The following is an 18,150-nucleotide window of genomic DNA, read 5'->3' as shown; positions in this document are numbered from 1 at the left end:
GACCCAGCCAGAAGCCCCCGAAACACCAGTCCCGCCGTCAACTCTGCCGTGCGCTCCTCTCCGCCGCCAGAACCAACTTGATCGTGGCCGCGTCATCAGGAACCGTCGGGTCGAGCCCCGTCACCGACGCGAACTTCGCCAGTCGGTTCATGACCGTGTTCCGGTGACAGAACAGCGCCCCCGCGGCCTTCGACGCCGAACCAGTAGCCATGTACACCTCGACAGCCTCAACCAACAGAGCCCGCTCAGACGAAGGCAGAACAGCGAAATCCCGAAGCGAATCCGCAGCCAGACTCGACACCACCGGCCCAAGCCGCCGCACAACAAGGCTCGGCCAATGCTGCGCGAGCAGCGCCGCCCGCCCCGGAACCGCAAACTCAGCCAACTCCGACGCCAACTGCCACATTTCACTCAACGACGACAGCGTCGCCGCCGACTGAGACACGCCCACCTGCAGACCCGCGAGCCCCAACTGCACAGACAAACCAGCAGACCACAAGCCAGCCGACTCAACACCAGACGACCCCCCGCCCGCAGAACCCACGCCAGACGACCGCGCACCGGACGAGCCGGCAACGACCGCGAACTCCACACCGTCCAAGCGCAGACACACGGCCGCGGGGAGAACGGCCCGCACATCCGAGGCGAAGCTGGCCGCCGCATCCTGATGCGCAACCGCAACCCAGTACGGACCAACGAGCGGAATCTCGAGCGCCTCCGCAGCCTGCACATGCAACTGCGAGTCGTCGACACCACCGCGCAGCAGACGACGCAGCAGGAACGCCTGCTCCTGCTCGAGCTCCGCCTTCACCTGCCCCAGCTCGAGCATGTACCCCGACTGCACGCTCGTCGTGTGCGCCTCCACAACCTCCCAGATCGCGACAACATCGTCGGACAGGCGATCCGCCTCCCCCGGCAAGCGGTCGTTGAGCGCCTGCCAGATGAAACGGAAGTCCATCCGCACCGCCCGCAGCAGCGACTCGAGCGGCACCCCCTGACGGACCCGCTTGCGCCCGATGGCTCGCGAATGCGCCCGCAGCTCGTCCTCGAGCCGCTCCCCACCGAGCTGCCGGAACATAAGCCCGAGCGTCGTGAACGCCGTGCTGTGCACATCGCGCTCCGCGATCACCGACTCGACATAACCCGTGAGCGTGCGCACCTGCATCACGTACAACGTCGTTATCTCGTCCAGGTCGTCGAGACACGATCGGATACCGCGCTGCAACGGCGCCGAAACAGACGCGTCATTCACCGGCTCAAAACCAATCTAGATTGTGCATTTGCCCATCTTAGGCGTGCAATCGAGTGGGCCTGGCGATTGCCCGACCCTGCCATGGCGGGGTTGCATAGGTACACCAACGTCACCGCAGACGTGCACGTTCACATGCAGGCCTTTCCCCCAACATCGGAGCCACCATGTCCCACGACCCGCAGACATCGACCTCGAGCGCCCCCGCCGCCCCACCCAAAGTCAGCCTCAAAGAAGCGCGGCGCATCGCCTTCGCCGCCTTCGTCGGCACCGCCCTCGAGTGGTACGACTACTTCCTCTTCGGCACCGCCGCGGCCCTCGTCTTCAACCGCCTCTTCTTCACCGACCTCAACCCGGCAGGCGCCACCCTCGCCGCCTTCGCGACCTTCGGCGTCGGCTTCGCGGCCCGCCCCATCGGCGCCGTCGTCTTCGGGTGGATCGGCGACCGCTACGGCCGCCGCCCCGCCCTCCTCACCACGATCGTCATGATCGGATGCGCGACCGGCCTCATCGGCGTCCTCCCCGACTACCTCGCCGTCGGCATCGCAGCCCCCGTCATGCTCGCCGTCCTCCGCCTCGTACAGGGCTTCGCCGTCGGCGGCGAATGGGGCGGCGCGACCACCATCGCCATCGAGCACTCCCCCGAGAAGATGCGCGGCCGCTTCGCCGCCCTCGTGCAGATCGGCTCCCCCGTCGGCACCCTCGTCTCATCCGGCGCCTTCGCCCTCGTCCTCATGATGCCGCCCGAGACCTTCGACGCGTGGGGCTGGCGCCTCCCGTTCCTCCTCGCCTTCCCCCTCCTCGGCATCGCCCTCTACATCCGCCTCAAGGTCGAAGAGTCCCCCGTCTTCCAGGAGCTCGCCGCCGCCGGCGAGCAGGTCAAGGTCCCCGTCGTCGAGCTCTTCCGGAAATCCGGACTCCGCCTCCTCGTCGCCGTCGCCGCCGCCATGCTCGGCGTCGGAGGCTTCTACATGATGACCACCTTCGTCGTCTCCTACGGCACCAACGTGCTCGAAGTCGACCGCCAGGTCATGGTCAACGCGACCCTCATCGCCGCCGTCCTCCAGATCGGCGTCACGATCTTCGCAGGCCGCCTCGCCGAGCGCTTCGGCCCCGGCCGCATGACCGTCGCCGGCGGCCTGACGACCGGCATCGCCGCCTTCCCCCTCTTCTGGCTCATCGACACCGAGAGCCCCATCGCCATCATCGCCGCCGTCAGCATCGGCATCGCCCTCATCACCCTCTCCTACGCCGTCACCGGCGCCCTCCTCGCCGAACTCTTCCCACCCCGCCTCCGCTACAGCGGCGTCTCCCTCGGCTACAACCTCGCCGGAGCCATCAGCGGCTTCCTGCCCCTCATCGCCACCGCCCTCATCACGGTCGGCGACGGATCATCGTGGCCCGCCGTCCTCGTCCTCATCGGCATCTGCGTCATCACCGTCATCGGCGGCGCCTTCGGCGAGCGGATGCGCCTCCGCGACGACATCGTCGAGATCGACGAAGCCGCCTCCTGAGCGCAGACAAACGCTCCCTCCCCACCCCGGGCACAGCTGCCCGGCAGCACCACACGCGAAAGCAGGACACGACCATGACCACGCCAACCACACCCACCGCCGCCCTCACCGACGATCAGCGCCAGCGCATCCTCGACGCCGTCGACGCCGCCTTCGACCGCCAGATCGCCTTCACCCAGGAGCTCGTGCGCCACCCGTCGCTGCGCGCCAACGAATCCTCGGCGCAGGACCTCCTGTACGGCGCCATGGCCGGACGCGGCCTCGCCATGGACCGCTGGCAGCTCGACCCCGACGAGCTCGCCGCCCACCCGGGCGCCGGCGCCGTCGAGATCTCCTACGACGGCCTCGAGAACGTCGTCGGCACCTTCGCACCCCAGGAAGAGCGCGGGAACTCGCTCATCCTCAACGGCCACATCGACGTCGTCCCCGAGGGACCAGAGAGCCAGTGGGCCCGCTCCCCGTGGGACGCCACCGTGCGCGACGGCTGGCTGTACGGCCGCGGCAGCGGCGACATGAAGGCCGGCCTCGTCGCCAACCTCTACGCCTTCGACGCCGTCCGCGCCGCCGGCCTCACCCCGACCGGGCGCATCCACTTCGAGTCCGTCGTCGAGGAGGAATGCACGGGCAACGGCTCCCTCTCGGCCCACCTGCGCGGCTACACGGCCGACGCGGTCCTCATCCCGGAACCCGAAGAGGACATGCTGGTGCGCGCCAACACCGGAGTCATCTGGCTGCGCCTCCGGGTCGACGGCAAGCCCACCCACCCGCGCGAGATGCAGACCGGCTTCAACGCCATCGACGCCGCCTACTTCGTCATCGGGGAGCTGCGGAAGCTCGAGGCCGCCTGGAACGCGAAGCAGGGCGAGCACCGCTACTTCGAGGAGCTCGACCACCCCATCAACTTCAACGTCGGCAAGATCCAGGGCGGCGACTGGGGCTCCAGCGTGCCAGCCTGGTGCGAAGTGGATGTGCGCGTCGCCCTCTACCCGGGCATCACCGCCGACTCGGCCTGGGCCGAGATCACGGATGCGCTCGCCGCCGTCACCGTGGATGCAAACGGCAACACGATCGCCACGACGGCAACGAAGACGGGCTTCTTCGCCGAGGGATACGTGCTCGAGGAGGGTGGCGCCGCCGAGCAGGCGCTCGAGCGCAGCCACAGCGCCGCCTTCGACGGGGCGAAGCTCGAATCGTTTGTCACCCCCGGCTACCTCGACGGGCGCGTCTTCGTGCAGTACGCCGACACCCCCGCCCTCGTCTACGGCCCCATCTCCGAAGCCATCCACGGCTACGACGAGCGCGTCGACCTCGAGTCCGTGCGCCGCATCACGAAGTCCATCGCGCTCTTCATCGCCGAATGGTGCGGGGTCGAGTAGACGCCGGCAGCGACTTCACGGCACCGACACCGGCGATCCATCGCAACGGCCGCGCCGGCTCTCACGCTCGAGAGTCTGCGCGGCCGACGTCGTCTTGTCCCCGCCCGCCTGGCGCCGCCGAGCGCGTCCCGGGATACCCAGGCTTGGTTCGGCGCTGCCTCGCGGTCAGCATCGTCTGCTCGCTCGATGTCTGCTCGCTCGACCTTCCCTGGTCACCTCCGCGTCGCCCCAGCGGGTGGCCCCGTCGCTTCTCAGCGCGCGCCCGCCCCGCGCATCCACTCGTCGCCGCTGCCGCTGAGGGAGTCCTGCACCGCTTCCTCGGCGTCGGCGAGCGCCTGCTCCGCGGCGTCGAGCTCGAGCTTCGTGGCTTGCTCCGCCTCGAGCCGTTCGCGGTCGGCCGCCTGGCGCTCGGCGCGATCGCGCAGCGACAACGACTGCGAATCCGGCACGTGCAGGTCTTCGCTGCGCAGGGCGGCGAGGCGCGAGCGCAGCTCCCGCGTGCGCAGGTACGCCTCGCGGACGCGGAGCATCAGCTCGGGTTCCGACTGCTGGCCTGCTTCGTCTGCGCGCGCGTTCACAGAGAGAGCCTAGAACGTTCCGACAGCACGCCCGAACACGGCGCGATCGCGGCGCGCGCGGTTCAGGCAGCCCAGGCCACGCAGGCGGCGCAGGCGGCGCAGGCGGCGCGTGCGGCCCAGCAGGTCTGACGGTTCAAGCAGCTCCGGACGCTCAGGCCGCGAGGGAACTCGTGCTGACGGGCTCCGGGCAGATGCGCATGCCAGCCGGCGAGCTGGCCGAGCTGATGATCGCGCGCACCCATGCGTCGTTGATGGCGGGCATCCGCCCCCCGACGAACCGGAAGCGCAGGTCGGTGGCCGGGCTGATCCACAGCGTCTCGCGGCCGCTGCCCTGGCCAGCGGGGCGCGAGATCGAGAAAGCGACGCTCTGCCCGGCCCGCAGCAGACTCAGCACGGCGATCTTCAGGTGCGCGAGCGGACGGTCGTCGATCTCGAGCTCGTGGCCCTGACTGCCGTAGTACATGAAACCCATGGGGTCGCCTTCGACTGATGAGGAACCAAGGCGACGGATCCGTCTCGACCGCTCGGTGTGCGCCCCGAACCAGTGAAGGAGGGGCTGGGAAACCGAAGTCCTTCGAGTGTTGCACGCCGCCCGCGCAATGCCTATATTTCCGCCGATTCCCACATCACCGCTGGCTCAGTTCGAGCCGCAGTGCTGCCGACGCCGCGGGCGAGATGTCCGATTCGCCTCCGTCGGAATCGACGCTCCGAGCTGCTGACTGCTCGTCGCCTCGGAGCAAGCGCATCTCGTACGGTGGATGCATGACCGGAGGAACACCGCGACGCGTCGCGCTCATCACGGGCGTGGGCCGCCGGCGCTCGATCGGGGCCGCGCTTGCGGTTGGCCTGGCTCGCGACGGCTGGGACCTGGTGCTCACCTACTGGCAGCCGTACGACGACCGCGTAGGGCTCAAACGCTCCGGCGATGACCCGCGGGCCGTGGCGGAGCTGTGCCGTGATCTCGGCGCGTCCGTCGAGCTCGTCGAGGGAGACCTGAGCGACCCGAGCATCCCAGCCCGACTCTTCGAGGAGGCGCGGACCCTCGGTCCGCTCGCAGGCCTCGTGCTGTCGCACGCGGAGTCCGTCGACAGCTCCATCCTCACCACGGATCTCGAGAGCTGGGACCGCCACTTCGCGGTCAACGCCCGCGCGACGTGGCTGCTGATCAAGGCGTTCGCGGAGCAGCTGCCCGTGGTGCCCGACCCCGGGAGCGCCCGCGCCAGCATCGTCGCCCTCACGAGCGACCACACGGTCGACAACCTGCCATACGGGGCCAGCAAGGGCGCGCTCGACCGCATCGTCACGGCGGCCGCCGTCGAGCTCGCCGACCGCGGCGTCAGGGCCAACGTCATCAACCCTGGCCCCGTCGACACGGGCTGGATGGATGACGAGACCCGAGCGTGGTGCACCGACGCGACCCCGGCGGGTCGCCTCGGCACCGCCGAGGACACCGCCAACCTGGTGCGCTTCCTCTTCTCGCCTGCGGGCGCCTGGATCAACGGCCAGGTGCTCTCCAGCAACGGCGGGTTCAAGGTCGGGTAGGCCGCATCCGCAACGCGCATCCGGTAGACATGACGCATGACTCCTGATGCGCCTCGCCGGACGATCCGCATGTGGATTCTCGCGAGCGTGATCGCCCTCGTGTTGGCGGCACTCGCGACGTGGCTGCTCTTCCCGGTCTCGCTGGACACGTACTGCGGTCGAACCGGGTTCGGCCCTCTGAACTGCGGCGACGTGAGCTACTCCGCAACTGGAGCGCCGACGAGCTTCGCTCTCTGGATGCGGGGAGCAGGCGCAGCCATCGCGACGCCGCTCGCCGTTGTGGTGGTCACCAGCTTCGTTCGGAAGCAGCGCGCCATGCGCGCCGAGCACGCCCCAGTCCCACCGGCGAATGAGGGAGCCCAGAGCACATGACGCCTCCGTTCCTCCGCCCACGATCGACCGCGCGCATCTGGCTCTGGACGGCCGTCATCGTGGTCCTGATCTCGCTCGTCCTGGCGCCGACACACGACTACACGATCTGCGTCGACAACTACACCGACACCTCCCTCTCCTACTGCGAGAGCTACCCGCTGTCCCTTGCCGGCAACCGGACCCACGTGTGGGTCTGGCTCGCCGCAGTAGCCGTGACGGCGCTCACCGGCTGGCTCCTCGCTCGGCGCCAGAAGGCGCGCGACCCGCGATAGGCGCGGCGCGAATCGCCCCTGCGTCACCACGCTTCCGCGCGCGACTTCGCCTCAGCATCCTGCCGCTGCCCAGCACGGCGCACCCGTTTCGCCCGCAGTCGGGCGCGCGGCCGGAGCGAGCTGACGAACGCCGCGAGGATGACCGCCGACCCGACCCAGGCGGCGACGGCTCCCGGAATGGGAACGACGAGGCTCGTCCACAGCAGCACGCTGAGCAGCCCGAGTACGTAGGCTGCGCCAGCCTTCAGGTGCCGGAGCTTGGAGAGCCCGTCAGCGGAGACGACGCCAGACGTGAGCCCGGCGAGGAACACCGCCCCGATGAGAACCGCCGCGCCCGCGACCAGCGCCTGCACCGCGGGAACCGGCACGATCGTCACCGACTGCAGCGTCGAGACGCCGTCGAGGATCTCGAAGACGAGGAAGATCACGAGCGCCCGCTCGAGGATGACGGTCGAGGCATGCGCGTGCAGGCGGAAGGCGCCGGTGCCGCCGCGGGCCCACTTCGAGACGCCCTTCGAGAGCGCGTAGGCGAGCCCGCCCACGGCGCTCCACGCGAGCACCTGCAGGCGCTCGGCCGGCTCGACGAGCGCTGCGACGAGGATGGCACCGGCGGCGGCCGTCGCCCACGACCAGACCCACGGATGCTGCACTCGCGCGAGCGCCGCCTCAGGCGCCCCCATCCACGCTCGCCTCGTGAGCCGGTCGGTGTTGAAGAGGTACTCGGCGAACACGAGCCACACGAAGACCGCCCCGAACGCCGCGATCGCGGGGCGCACCTCCAGGAGGTCTGCCGCGAACTCGCTCGGCTCGACCACCGCCTCCACCATCGCCCCGCCCGCGTCACCCTCGTCGGTCGCGACCGCCAGCGGAGGCAGCAGGAGTCGCACGGTCACGACGCCGACCACCAGCCCGAGCGAGAGGAAGAGCTGGCGAGCCCGGGAGTCGATGCGCGACGCGACGCCCGCCATCGGCACCGACGAGTCCGCCGCCATCGCGATCTCGAGCGTCACCAGGAGAACCAGCGCCAGCGCCACCTGCGGGCCGAGCGCGACACCCGCGACGGTCGCCGCAATGGCGGTGAGCAGGGCTGGAACGATCACGATCTGTCGGAGTGCGCGCATCCGGGGTTCCTCTCGTCGTTGCCCGTCGAGCGGAGCCCCATCGCACCAGGACGCCCAGACGAACAGACGAAGGTGAACGCGCGCTGGCTGCCTGCGTCACCGGACACAACAGGACGCGAATCAGGGATGCGAGAGCTTCGAATCGCCCAGTCAGCACCGTCTCCCGCCCTGCTAGCTTGAGCGCGTGGCCCCGCAGATCCCCCCGCAGCTCGCCGACCGGCACACGCGTCGCCTGCGCCGCCCGGCCACCGAGCGCACACCGGAGTTCGACCTGAGCTACGCGCGCACCGGGCCCCGAGCATCCACCCCCGTCGTCGTGATCCCGGGCGGCCCCGGCCTCGGGTCGCTCCTCCCCTACCTCGGCTTCCGCCGGCGCGCAGCCCAAGGTGGGCTCGACGTGATCATGGTCGAGCACCGCGGCGTCGGCTTCTCGCGCGCCGACCTGCGCGGCCGCGACCTGCCGGCGTCGGCGATGCGCATCAGCGACGTCATCGACGACATCGCCGCCGTGCTCGACCACGAGGGCATCGGCCAAGCGCATATCGTCGGCGCTTCCTACGGCACGTACCTCGCCTCGGCGTTCGGGGCCCGCTACCCGGAACGCGTCGCCGGCATGCTGCTCGACTCAGCCCTCCAGTCGGCCGAGTCGCTCAACCTGGAGCGCCACACCGTGCGCGAGCTGTTCTGGCGCGGCGACACCGCCACCGCCGAGGTCGTGCACGCGCTCATCGACCAGGGCGTCGACTCGCGCATCCTGCTCGACGTGGCGAGGGCTGCATACGAGCTCGGCGGCGACGAGCTCCTCCTCCCCGTGCTGCGGCAGCGCGCCAACCACACGCACACGGCCGCCTGGAGCGCCCTGCAGCTCTACGCGACCCGCGACCGCTCGATCGTGCGGTTCCCCGGCTTCTACGAGTTCGACCTCGCAGGCGTCATCGGCTTCCGCGAACTCGGCTACGGCGGCACCCCGGACGGACTCCCCCTCGACCCCGCCCTCACCTACTCCGAGATCGCCGACCTCTTCCCCGCCTTCGCGGGCGAACCCTTCGACCTCGCCGCCGAGACCCCGAAGTTCACGTGGCCGCTCGTGCTGCTCGTCGGCACACGCGACCTGCGCACCCCTCCGCCCATCGCCCGCGCCGTTGCGGCGACGGCACGGGATGCGGTGCTCGTGCACATCGAGAACGGCCACTCCGCCCTCGAATCGCACCCGCTCGCACTGCTCAACGCGATCCGCGCGCTCGTCCGGGGACGGGAGCACGCGCTGCCCGGAGCCGCGGCGGCGATCAACCGGCTGCCGCGCCGGGGACTCGCCGCGCGCATCCCGGAGCTGCTCGGGGCCGCGACCCTCGTCGAGAGCACGATTCGGCCGTAGCCCGCCGACCGCCGCCCCTCAACCGCGAGCGGGGTCCATCCCATCGACGACACCGGTGATGCTGTGGTTGATCGGGTGGTAGGTGTTGATGCCGATGTTGTAGTAGACGCCGCCCCGGTAGGAGCGGCGATGCTCTCGGAGGGCGGGCGTCCCGACAGGCATCTGGAGCGACCCGGCGAGGACGTCGTCGAGGACGACGGCCGTGAGCTTGTACTCGATCCGATCGGCCGCCCAGCCGTTTCCCGCGAATTCGGCTTCGATGCTCCCCCGGGTCAGCGTCTCCTCGTCGAAGACCACGGCATCGGGGCGGACGTAGTTCTCGAAGCTGGCGATCGGCACCCCGCTCGCGTACCTGTCTCGGACGATGTGCAGGAGGCGAGCCCCGATGGGGAACCCCGTGACCGACGACACGTCGGCGTCGGCGTGCGTCCAGGAGAACTCCCGAACGTCGGTGCTCGGCTCGCGCTTGCTCGCCGCGATCAGCTCGAAGAGCGTGTGCGAGGTCTCGGGATGATGCTGGATGGCGGCGGCACCCTCGACTCGGGTTCCGCTGCCCTGGGTCCGGGAGATCAGTCCTCTGGCCTCGATATCCCCCATCGCACGCCGCAGCGTCGACCGGGCCACCCCGAACCCTTCGCAGAGCTGCCGTTCCGTCGGCAGCAGGTCTCCGCTCTGCAGCACGCGCCGCCGGAGAGCTTCCTCCATCTGCGCGATGACCTGCGCATACAGCGGCGCCCTGCTTGTCACATCGACGGCGACGAACGCCTCGCCGAAGGACACACGTCGTGGAGCATCGCTCACTGCTGATTCTCTTTCCTCGCTTGTCGCGACGTGCGACGCCGGGATCTCCCGGCGCCGCACCGCTGGCCTCACTCTAGGAACGAGAGCTGCGCCACAGATCCTGCCAAGTGACCGTCTTGGTGTAATCATCCTGCAGGGTGTCGGTGTTGTACGGCTGGAACCCGCCCGCCTCCTTCAACTCGATAACGCCCCAATCGTCTGCCACGGGCTGCACCTCCGGATCGAACGAGGACTTGCTGTCGGGCATGATGAACTTCATCCCCTCCTGCGATGTCGCGAAATGGATGTAGAGCTTCGCGGCGTTCGGGCTCGCGCTGTTCGTCGCGTACGCCATCGTCTGCGGTGTCGCGGCCCCCGCATACGGGTTCATGCCCTCGCAGGGCGCGAGCTTGTATCCCTTGTCGACATTGTTGCGGTACTTCGCGGCATACATGAGGCCGAAGGGCGGGTCGCTCTGACCGGCAGCCCCCACCGCGTCGGAGACCTCCTCATCGTTCTTGAAGATCGTTGGGCTGTTGCCCGCGAGACGCTTCACCCACTCGTGAACCGCCGTGGGCTCCTCGGTCACTAGCTCCTCGCCGAAGTGCTCTTCGTAGGCTGCGGCGTACTCGTCCGCGTGATGGTTCGCCGCCTGGTTCCAGATCGTCGTGTACAGCGCCCGGCTCTCCGGGTCGGGGATGGCGACGCTCCCCGCCCACTCCTCGTCCGTGAGCTGCCAGATGTTCGAGATCGGGCAGGTGTCCCCGTACACCTCGGTGTTGTACGTCCAGATCGCCTGGTTGTCGCTGGTCAGATACGGGTACTGCGCGTGCGCAGGCAGGCGGTCGTAGGCGTCACCCGGAACCCAGTTCGTGAGCACCCCGTCGGCGAGCAGCTCGCTGTAGAAGGTGGGCACTTCCGAGTTCGCGACGACATCGCCGATGACGTTGTCCGCCTCGTACTCCTTGGCCACCTTGTCCATGACGTTGGTCTCGATCTTGATGCCCGTCGCCGGGATGCCGTACTTCGCAGTGAACGCCTCCGCGATCTGCACGACCTTCCCGGTCTCGTCGTAGATCGTGATGGGGCCTTCTTTCTTCGCGGCGTCGATGAGCGCATCGAGGTCGAAGCCCTCGGCCGTCTCGTCGACTGCGAGGTCCGGGCGCTCCACGGTGTTCTCGGCAACGCTGCCGTCCGCACCGGGAGGCGCGCAGGCCGACAGCGAGAGCAGCGCCGCCGCGGACACTCCGACGGCGAGCGCCCTGCGGAGGGCCCGCGAACGTGTTCTGGTCATGATGGTTCCTTTCGGGGGGATGAGATCAGTTGTCGGAGAAGACCGACGGGACAGGACGGGTGCTCTGGAGGCGCATCAGCGATTCGATGTGCGGGAAGACGGCGCCGGCGACGGTGCCGTAGTAGTGGCGGTTCAGGTGATCAGATGCACCCGGCAGCTGCTCCCCGCCGCCGTACGTGCGGTAGATTCCACCGGCCCGCTTCAGGATGAAGGCCGGTGCGGCGACATCCCAAGGGGACGCCTCGAACGAGAAGACGGCGTCTGCCCAGCCCGCGGCGACGTGTGTCAGCGTGATGGCGCTGCTCCCGAGATCGCGGACGTGCGAGTACGTGTCCTCGAGCTCTGCGTAGGCCTCCAGCGCTTCTGCCCGCAGGTGCACCAGGTCGCGCGGCAGCGGGAAGCTGGCGAGGACCGTGGCACGTTCGGGGGTCGTCGCTCCCTCTGATCGCAGGTCTTCGCCGTTGAGAAACGCGCCACGCTCATCCGCGACGAACATGTTGTCGGCCACCGGGTCGTAGACCACGCCGGCGACAACCTCCCCGTCGACGGCCGCGCCGATGCACACGGCCCACAGGGCGATGCCGCGTGCGAAGTTGGAGGTTCCGTCGATCGGGTCGATGAACCAGGTCACGTCGCCGGCACCGCTCGCGCCTCCTTCTTCTCCCACGATCCTCGAGTCGGGCAGCTCCTTCTCGACGACGCCCCTGATGAACTGCTCGGCGCGAACGTCGTACACGGTCACCAGGTCGTGGAAGTTCGCCTTCTCGTCGATGCTCATGCCCTTGGAGCGGAAGCCCTCGAGGGCGAGCGCCCCTGCGCCCCGCGCCGCCTCCTCGGCGATCCGTGCGAGTTCGATGCTGCTGATGGTCTTCGTGGTCATGCGGTTTCCACCTTCATGCGTTGTTCGTCCTGATCGAAGACGTGCAGCGCGGATTGCGCGGCACGCAGTGTGACCCGGTCGCCCGCCCGGACCGGCGCGGCGACGGATGAGGTCGTGTAGACGTGGCGTTCGCCGACGAGGACGTCGGTGGTCCAGCTGCCCCCGGTGGGCATGACGGACGCCACCGTCCCGTCGAGCGTGAGCTCATCGGTGACTCCCGTGTCCCCAGCAGGCTCGACCCGGATCGCCTCGGGCCTCACTCCGAGCGATCCGAGCCGACCAGCATCCACCCTCGCCGCGAGGTACTCGTATGCCGACGCAGAATCGGCACCGGCGGGAGTGAAGTCGAAGAAATTCATGGGTGGCACGCCGAGGAAGTTCGCGACGAACCGATTCGCTGGCCTGTCGTAGATGTCGAGGGGTGTGCCCACCTGCTGCAGCTTCCCCTTGTTCAGCACGGCGACGCGGGTCGCGAGGGTCATCGCCTCCCACTGGTCGTGCGTGACGAAGACGATCGTCGACTTCGACTCGTTGTGGATGCGCTTCAGCTCGGTCCGCATCTCCAGGCGCAGCCGGGAGTCGAGGTTCGACAGCGGCTCGTCCAGCAGCATCGTGTCCGGCTGCACGGCGAGCATGCGGGCGAGGGCCACGCGCTGCTGCTGCCCTCCAGAGAGCTGCGCCGGATAGCGATCGCGGTAGTCCGTGATGGAGAGCGAACGCAGCACCTCGTCGATTCGTTTCGCACGGGCCGCCTTGTCCAGCCTCCGGAGCTTCAGGCCGTAGTCGATGTTGTCGGCGACCGTCAGGTGCGGCCAGAGCGCGTAGCTCTGGAACACGAGACCCAGGTCGCGCCGCTCAGGAGGAACGAAACGAGCGGCTCCGGGTTCGTCGACGGCGCGGTCGCCGATGCGGATGGATCCGCTGGTCGCGTTCTCGAGGCCGGCGATCATGCGGATCGTGGTCGTCTTCCCGCATCCGGACGGGCCGAGGAGGCACATGAAGTCGCCGTCCTCGATGGTCAGATCGAGGTCGTCGACAGCGTTGGAGGCTGCCCCGTAGTTCTTGACGATGCTCTTGAGATCGATGGTGGGCATGGGGTTAGCCTCCTAGGCCGCGGGACAGGTCGGTCTTCATGATTTTCTGGACGGCGTAGGTGCCGAAGAAGGCGAGGGCGGAGACGACGAGGACGACCCCGTTGCCGGCTTGCGTGTACCCCACATCCAGAAGACGGATGGACAGTGTGGTGAGCACTTCGAGGCCGGGGACCGCGAGGATGACGACCAGGCTCAGGCTCTTGACGCCGGAGATGAAGGACATGAGCATCGACGTCGCCACGGCGCTCTTCTGGACGGGCAGGATGATCGTGCGGAAGCGGTGGAACCAGCCTGCGCCTGCGACTCGCGCGGCCTCCTCGGTCTCGCTCCCGAGCTGCATCATCGCGGAGATGCCGGCCCGCGAGGCGAAGGGCATCTGCTCCGTGAAGTAGATGATCACCAGCAGCGCCGCGGTCCCGTAGAGGGCCGGCACCGGCCCCCGCTGCACGGCGAACAGCGACAGGTAGGCGGTCGCGAACGCGATGCCGGGAACCAGGTACGGGAAGAACAGCATCTGTCGCAGCGTCCCGGAGAGGAGCCTCGACTCCGACCTGACGATGACGTAGCCGACGAGCAGCCCGACGACGCCGGCCATCACCGACGACAGCCCGACGATCCAGAACGTGTTGAAGGCCGCGCTGAGGACTTCCGCGTTGAGGAGGATCCCGTTCGGGAATCCGAACGTCTGCAGGTTCGTGCCGATCCAGAAGTCGAGTGTGAAGTTGTCGGGCGCGAAGCTGCCCGGCACGCGCATGACGGTTGAGAGCGCCAGCACGAGAATGGGGAGCGCCACGCTGACCGTGAAGAGCGCGACGCAGGCCAGGGTCGCGAAGATGCGAGACCTGCCGAGCCGCACCTCGTTTCCCGCCGAGCCGCTCTTCCCCGAGATCGTCACGAAGCGCTTCGCTTCCTTGAGGAAGTGCATGTCGACCCACAGCGAGATCGCGCCGATGAGCACGATCGCCGCGACGATGACCGCCGCAGAGCCTTGCTGGTTGCTGTAGACGCTCCGGTAGAGGCTCGTCGCGAGGACGTTCATGTTGACGGGCAGGCCGAGGACGTAGGCGACGCCGAACTCTCCGAGCACTTTGGCGAGGATGAGCGTCACCGCTGAGATCAGCGAGGGTCGGAGGATCGGCAGGACGATCGTGAAGGCGGTCCTGATGCGTGATGATCCGAGAATCTGGGCCGACTCCTCGAGTGTGGAATCGAAGCGCTTGAGGGCGTTGCCGACGAGCAGGATCACGAACGGGACGAAGTGGATCGCGAAGATCAGGATGATGGGCACTCGGCCGTAAGCGAGCCAGTCCGGGACGACGACCCCCATCGCCTCAAGCCATCCGGCCTGGCCTCCCGCTGAGCGATTCTTGAACATCGTCAGCCAGGCGAGCGCGAAGGTCCAGGCCGGGAGCATGTACGGCACGATGAGCGCGGTCGCGAACCACTTGCGACCCCACATGTTCGTGCGGACGAGCAGCCAGGCGGCGCACACGCCGATGACGAGCGCGAGCGCCACGCTGCAGACCGCGATGACGACGGTGTTGCCGAGCGGCCCCCAGAATATGGCGGCGGCCTGCGGCGAGAAGAGCACCCGCCAGAGGTAGTAGGAGGTGAACGACCCTTCCTCCTGCTGGGTGATCGCTGTGTCGGCCCGGTCGACCGTGATCCCGTCTCCGAGCAGCGAGATGATCGGCGCGACGATCAGGTAGGTGAAGAGCAGCAGGGCCAGGATGCCGATCGTCGTCGTGGGGTTCGTCGAGAGGACCCTGAGCCGGTACGCGAGCGGCGTCTTCGTCTTCGGTGGACGCTTGCCGCGCCTGGCTCGCGGGGGCACGGGCGGTTCCCCCTCCGGCGTCTCCGGAATGATGATGCTGGTTGTCAAGACATCCTCGTCTCACAGTGCAGGTGAATTGGTACCTCATTAGGTATGTTTAGAGGAAACACCCACCCCACCAAAATGTCAAGACAATAGATCGAAGTGACACCTCATTTCCGCGCCGGTCCAACAGAGCCCGCCGCGTCGGTGCGCACAACGGACTCGGGGCGGTGAGCCGAAGCCCACCGCCCCGAGAGACGACCGAGAGAGACCGAAGCTACTCGCTGATGACGGCGTCGACCTCGACCTCAAGCAGCAGGTCCTTGGCGACGAGACCCGCTGTGCCGATGAATGCGCAGGCCGGTCGGATGTCGCCGAAGACCTCGCCGTGCACGGCGCCGACGGCGTCGAAGTCGCGCTCGATGTCGACGAGGAACACTCGCGTGCGCACGACGTCGCTCAGTGAAGAGCCCGCCTGCTCGAGCGCGGCCCCGATGCGTTCGAAGATCTCCCGCGCCTGCTCTTCAGCGTCGACACCCGGGGCCGTCGTACCCGCCACGAAGACGAGGTTGCCGACCTTCACGGCTCGCGAGTAGCCGACCGTCGCCTCGTACGGCGAGCCGGAGGAGATGTTCGTGCGCTCGGTCATGTGGGGCTCCTTCTTGTGGTCAGGTTCCGCCTCCGACTTGGGAAGCGCGTCCTGGCAGGCGATGTCAGGGAGAGCATGCCATGCGGCGGGCGCCGGGTGAACCCGCCTCAGACCCCGACACGGCCCCCGTCGTCATCGCGGTCCAGCTCCGGCTCCCCGGACTCGAGCGCCGCCCGAGCTGTCGGCGCCTCGATCCGCGCCGGGTCATCGGCATCCGGCCGGTCCGCGTCCGGTCCCCCCCGTGTCGGCCTTCACCACGTCGAGCATCCCCGTCGTGGCCTCCGTGTACCACTCGGTGAGCGCCGGGTCCTCGGTATCGAGCCAGGCACCAGCCCCGTGCTCCGACTCGACGACGCTCGCCCCGAACACGAAGTCGTCACCGTGCTCGGCGATGCCCGCGCGCACGCCCTCGTCGATGGCCTCCTTCGCGTACCGGCGGCGCATCATGTAGGGGTCCGTGCGCAGGTCCTTCGCCCACGCCCACATGATGCCCATGACGACGAACGCGAACGGCAGCGCAGTGACGACCATGATCGCCTGCAGCCCCGACAGCGCATCCCGGCCGCCTGCGAGCAGCAGCGAAGCCGCGATCAGGCCGAGCATGAGGCCCCAGAAGATCGTGACCCAGCGCGATGGCTCGGCCTTGCCCTGCTGGCTCATCGACCCCATGACGATGGACGCGGAGTCGGCGGACGTGACGAAGAAGATGACGATGGATACCAGCGCGACAACACTCGTAATGGCGCCCAGCGGGAGCTCCGCCAGGAGAGCGAACAGCTGAGCCTCGGCCGAACCGGCCGCACTCACGCCAGCGCCCTGCGTCTCCAGCCACATCGAGGTGCCCCCGACGATGCCGAACCAGACGAGACACACCGCGGACGGCACGACGATGACGACCGTCACGAACTCGCGCAGCGTGCGCCCGCGGGAGATCTTCGCGATGAACAGGCCCACGAACGGCGTCCACGAGACCCACCACGCCCAGTAGTACGTCGTCCAGGCCTGCATGAACACCTCCGTCTCCTCACCCATGGAGGCGTTGCGCATCAGCATGGTGCCGAGCTCACTGAAGTACGTGACGCCGGCGGCCGGGATGATGTTCGCCAGCAGCAGCGTCGGCCCGGCGACGAGCACGAACAGGCCGAGGAGGCCCGCGACGACCATGTTGATGTTCGACAGGATGCGGATCCCCCGCTTCACACCCGACACGGCGGACAGGATGAACAGGGCCGTGAGCACGGCGATGGCCCCGATGATGAAGCCGTTGCCGAGCGCTCCGAGCCCTGTCACCATCTCCACGCCCGACGCGATCTGCAGCGCGCCGATCCCCAGCGAGACTGCCGTGCCGAAGAGCGTCACGAGGATCGCGAAGATGTCGATCAGCGGGCCGAACCATCCCTGCGTGCGCTGCGAGAACACCGAGTCGAACAGGGCCGAGATCAGTGGCGGACGGCCGCGGCGGTACGCCGCGTAGGCGATGGCACCGCCGACGAGCGCGTAGTAGGCCCAGGCCATCGGCCCCCAGTGCAGAACGGTCTGCGCGATCGCCGTGTGCATCGCATCCACGCTGCCCGGGTCGACGTCGAAGCCGTGCGGCGGCGCCAGGAAGTACGTGAGCGGCTCCATCGGGCCGTAGAAGAGCAGCCCGATGCCGATGCCAGCTGAGAACAGCATCGCGATCCAGGACACCATCGAGAACTCGGGCTTCTCATCGTCCGCGCCGAGGCGCACCCCGCCGGTGCGCCCGTAGCCGACGACGAGCATGAAGATGGCGACGACGATCGTGAGGAGCGAGAACAGCCAGCCGAAGTTCTCCGTCACCCAGTCGAGTGACACGGAGCCGACGGCCGAGATGCTCGCCGGGTCGACGAGAGCCCAGCCGATGACCGCGACGACGCCGGCGCCGGCGACCCCGAACACCCACCAGTTCGTCCGGAAGGCCCGGCCCGTCTCCTCGACGCCGATGCCGGGGATGAGCGCCGGATGCAGCGGATCCGGGTCGATCACCTCCCGGATGATGCGCGACACGGGCTTGCGCTCGGGCCCGAAGGCAGCCGGCTCCTGTGCGGATCGGGAGGGTGGTGCGTCCTGTGAGTTCATGGCGTGCGGTGCATCCGTTTCTCTCGGGGGAAGGCAAACGGGGTGCAACGTTACCCGAAGGTCTTCCCGCAGCCGAGTCGAGCTCGCACCGCTGCGACCTTCCTCTGACGCCGCGACGGGCGCTGAGCAACCTCGGAG

Annotated in this window: 17 protein-coding genes; 6 read left to right on the top strand and 11 right to left on the bottom strand. The window is 68.4% G+C overall.

Annotated features, from left to right (window positions below):
* Window positions 1–37: 37 nt before the first annotated feature.
* Window positions 38–1,252 carry a CdaR family transcriptional regulator gene (locus C5B97_RS05570; RefSeq protein ID WP_104311140.1) on the bottom strand — a complete coding sequence of 405 codons (1,215 nt, stop codon included), beginning with the start codon at window positions 1,250–1,252 and terminating at the stop codon, window positions 38–40.
* 164 nt (window positions 1,253–1,416) lie between these two features.
* Between C5B97_RS05570 and C5B97_RS05565 the strand changes: the two genes are divergently transcribed.
* Both C5B97_RS05565 and C5B97_RS05560 read left to right on the top strand, forming a co-directional pair.
* Complete coding sequence (locus C5B97_RS05565) at window positions 1,417–2,763, top strand: MFS transporter (protein WP_104311139.1); 1,347 nt, start codon at window positions 1,417–1,419, stop codon at window positions 2,761–2,763.
* 74 nt (window positions 2,764–2,837) lie between these two features.
* Complete coding sequence (locus C5B97_RS05560; protein WP_104311138.1) at window positions 2,838–4,139, top strand: ArgE/DapE family deacylase; 1,302 nt, start codon at window positions 2,838–2,840, stop codon at window positions 4,137–4,139.
* A 251-nt stretch (window positions 4,140–4,390) separates the two neighbouring features.
* On the opposite strand, the gene C5B97_RS05555 is transcribed toward C5B97_RS05560, so the two are convergent.
* Both C5B97_RS05555 and C5B97_RS05550 read right to left on the bottom strand, forming a co-directional pair.
* Window positions 4,391–4,717, bottom strand: coding sequence for a hypothetical protein (locus tag C5B97_RS05555; RefSeq protein ID WP_104311137.1), 327 nt, complete (start codon window positions 4,715–4,717; stop codon window positions 4,391–4,393).
* 151 nt (window positions 4,718–4,868) lie between these two features.
* Window positions 4,869–5,189: an ATP-dependent DNA ligase gene (locus C5B97_RS05550; protein WP_258067992.1), complete on the bottom strand. Its 321-nt coding sequence runs from the start codon at window positions 5,187–5,189 to the stop codon at window positions 4,869–4,871.
* Window positions 5,190–5,479: 290 nt separating this feature from the next.
* On the opposite strand from C5B97_RS05550, the gene C5B97_RS05545 reads away from it, so the two are divergent.
* From C5B97_RS05545 to C5B97_RS05535, 3 genes are read left to right on the top strand one after another with little or no spacing between them, the layout of a single operon-like run.
* Window positions 5,480–6,259, top strand: coding sequence for an SDR family oxidoreductase (locus tag C5B97_RS05545; protein ID WP_104311136.1), 780 nt, complete (start codon window positions 5,480–5,482; stop codon window positions 6,257–6,259).
* A 36-nt stretch (window positions 6,260–6,295) separates the two neighbouring features.
* Entirely contained in the window at window positions 6,296–6,631 is a 336-nt protein-coding gene (locus C5B97_RS05540) for a hypothetical protein (protein ID WP_146080737.1), read from the top strand.
* Window positions 6,628–6,903, top strand: coding sequence for a hypothetical protein (locus tag C5B97_RS05535; protein WP_104311134.1), 276 nt, complete (start codon window positions 6,628–6,630; stop codon window positions 6,901–6,903). The genes C5B97_RS05540 and C5B97_RS05535 overlap by 4 nt, the downstream gene beginning before the upstream one ends.
* A 23-nt stretch (window positions 6,904–6,926) precedes the next feature.
* Here C5B97_RS05535 and C5B97_RS05530 read toward each other — a convergent pair whose 3' ends face one another.
* A complete protein-coding gene (locus tag C5B97_RS05530) occupies window positions 6,927–8,024 on the bottom strand; it encodes a DUF475 domain-containing protein (protein ID WP_104311133.1) in 1,098 nt (365 codons plus the stop codon).
* Window positions 8,025–8,208: 184 nt separating this feature from the next.
* On the opposite strand from C5B97_RS05530, the gene C5B97_RS05525 reads away from it, so the two are divergent.
* Entirely contained in the window at window positions 8,209–9,399 is a 1,191-nt protein-coding gene (locus tag C5B97_RS05525) for an alpha/beta hydrolase (protein ID WP_258067990.1), read from the top strand.
* A gap of 18 nt (window positions 9,400–9,417) precedes the next feature.
* On the opposite strand, the gene C5B97_RS05520 is transcribed toward C5B97_RS05525, so the two are convergent.
* From C5B97_RS05520 to C5B97_RS05490, 7 genes are all read right to left on the bottom strand, one after another.
* Window positions 9,418–10,200: a GntR family transcriptional regulator gene (locus C5B97_RS05520; RefSeq protein ID WP_181026914.1), complete on the bottom strand. Its 783-nt coding sequence runs from the start codon at window positions 10,198–10,200 to the stop codon at window positions 9,418–9,420.
* Between the two features lie 73 nt (window positions 10,201–10,273).
* Window positions 10,274–11,473 carry an ABC transporter substrate-binding protein gene (locus tag C5B97_RS05515; protein ID WP_104311131.1) on the bottom strand — a complete coding sequence of 400 codons (1,200 nt, stop codon included), beginning with the start codon at window positions 11,471–11,473 and terminating at the stop codon, window positions 10,274–10,276.
* A 25-nt stretch (window positions 11,474–11,498) separates the two neighbouring features.
* A complete protein-coding gene (locus tag C5B97_RS05510) occupies window positions 11,499–12,353 on the bottom strand; it encodes an inositol monophosphatase family protein (RefSeq protein WP_104311130.1) in 855 nt (284 codons plus the stop codon).
* Window positions 12,350–13,447, bottom strand: coding sequence for an ABC transporter ATP-binding protein (locus C5B97_RS05505; protein ID WP_104252405.1), 1,098 nt, complete (start codon window positions 13,445–13,447; stop codon window positions 12,350–12,352). Before C5B97_RS05505 ends, C5B97_RS05510 begins: the two co-directional genes overlap by 4 nt.
* A gap of 4 nt (window positions 13,448–13,451) precedes the next feature.
* The gene (locus C5B97_RS05500; RefSeq protein WP_219819763.1) at window positions 13,452–15,329 is read right to left on the bottom strand and encodes an iron ABC transporter permease; all 1,878 of its coding nucleotides are present in this window, start codon (window positions 15,327–15,329) and stop codon (window positions 13,452–13,454) included.
* A 211-nt stretch (window positions 15,330–15,540) separates the two neighbouring features.
* On the bottom strand, window positions 15,541–15,912 hold the full coding sequence (locus tag C5B97_RS05495) for a RidA family protein (RefSeq protein ID WP_104311129.1): 372 nt from the start codon (window positions 15,910–15,912) through the stop codon (window positions 15,541–15,543).
* A 204-nt stretch (window positions 15,913–16,116) separates the two neighbouring features.
* Window positions 16,117–18,012, bottom strand: a complete 1,896-nt coding sequence (locus C5B97_RS05490) for a BCCT family transporter (protein WP_104311128.1) — start codon at window positions 18,010–18,012, stop codon at window positions 16,117–16,119.
* Between the last annotated feature and the right edge of the window lie 138 nt (window positions 18,013–18,150).

The sequence above is a fragment of the Pseudoclavibacter sp. RFBB5 genome (assembly GCF_002931555.1).
Taxonomy (GTDB): domain Bacteria; phylum Actinomycetota; class Actinomycetes; order Actinomycetales; family Microbacteriaceae; genus Pseudoclavibacter.
Note: the sequence above shows the minus strand (reverse complement) of the source record. Positions and strands in the feature narration are given on the sequence as shown.

What these genes read in the sequence shown, in the direction of transcription:
- C5B97_RS05565 (WP_104311139.1), top strand. Translation starts at nt 1,417, where the DNA reads ATGTCCCACGACCCGCAGACATCGACCTCGAGCGCCCCCGCCGCCCCA.
- C5B97_RS05560 (WP_104311138.1), top strand. Translation starts at nt 2,838, where the DNA reads ATGACCACGCCAACCACACCCACCGCCGCCCTCACCGACGATCAGCGC.
- C5B97_RS05550 (WP_258067992.1), bottom strand. Translation starts at nt 5,189, where the DNA reads ATGGGTTTCATGTACTACGGCAGTCAGGGCCACGAGCTCGAGATCGAC.
- C5B97_RS05545 (WP_104311136.1), top strand. Translation starts at nt 5,480, where the DNA reads ATGACCGGAGGAACACCGCGACGCGTCGCGCTCATCACGGGCGTGGGC.
- C5B97_RS05540 (WP_146080737.1), top strand. Translation starts at nt 6,296, where the DNA reads ATGACTCCTGATGCGCCTCGCCGGACGATCCGCATGTGGATTCTCGCG.
- C5B97_RS05535 (WP_104311134.1), top strand. Translation starts at nt 6,628, where the DNA reads ATGACGCCTCCGTTCCTCCGCCCACGATCGACCGCGCGCATCTGGCTC.
- C5B97_RS05530 (WP_104311133.1), bottom strand. Translation starts at nt 8,024, where the DNA reads ATGCGCGCACTCCGACAGATCGTGATCGTTCCAGCCCTGCTCACCGCC.
- C5B97_RS05515 (WP_104311131.1), bottom strand. Translation starts at nt 11,473, where the DNA reads ATGACCAGAACACGTTCGCGGGCCCTCCGCAGGGCGCTCGCCGTCGGA.
- C5B97_RS05510 (WP_104311130.1), bottom strand. Translation starts at nt 12,353, where the DNA reads ATGACCACGAAGACCATCAGCAGCATCGAACTCGCACGGATCGCCGAG.
- C5B97_RS05505 (WP_104252405.1), bottom strand. Translation starts at nt 13,447, where the DNA reads ATGCCCACCATCGATCTCAAGAGCATCGTCAAGAACTACGGGGCAGCC.
- C5B97_RS05495 (WP_104311129.1), bottom strand. Translation starts at nt 15,912, where the DNA reads ATGACCGAGCGCACGAACATCTCCTCCGGCTCGCCGTACGAGGCGACG.
- C5B97_RS05490 (WP_104311128.1), bottom strand. Translation starts at nt 18,012, where the DNA reads ATGAACTCACAGGACGCACCACCCTCCCGATCCGCACAGGAGCCGGCT.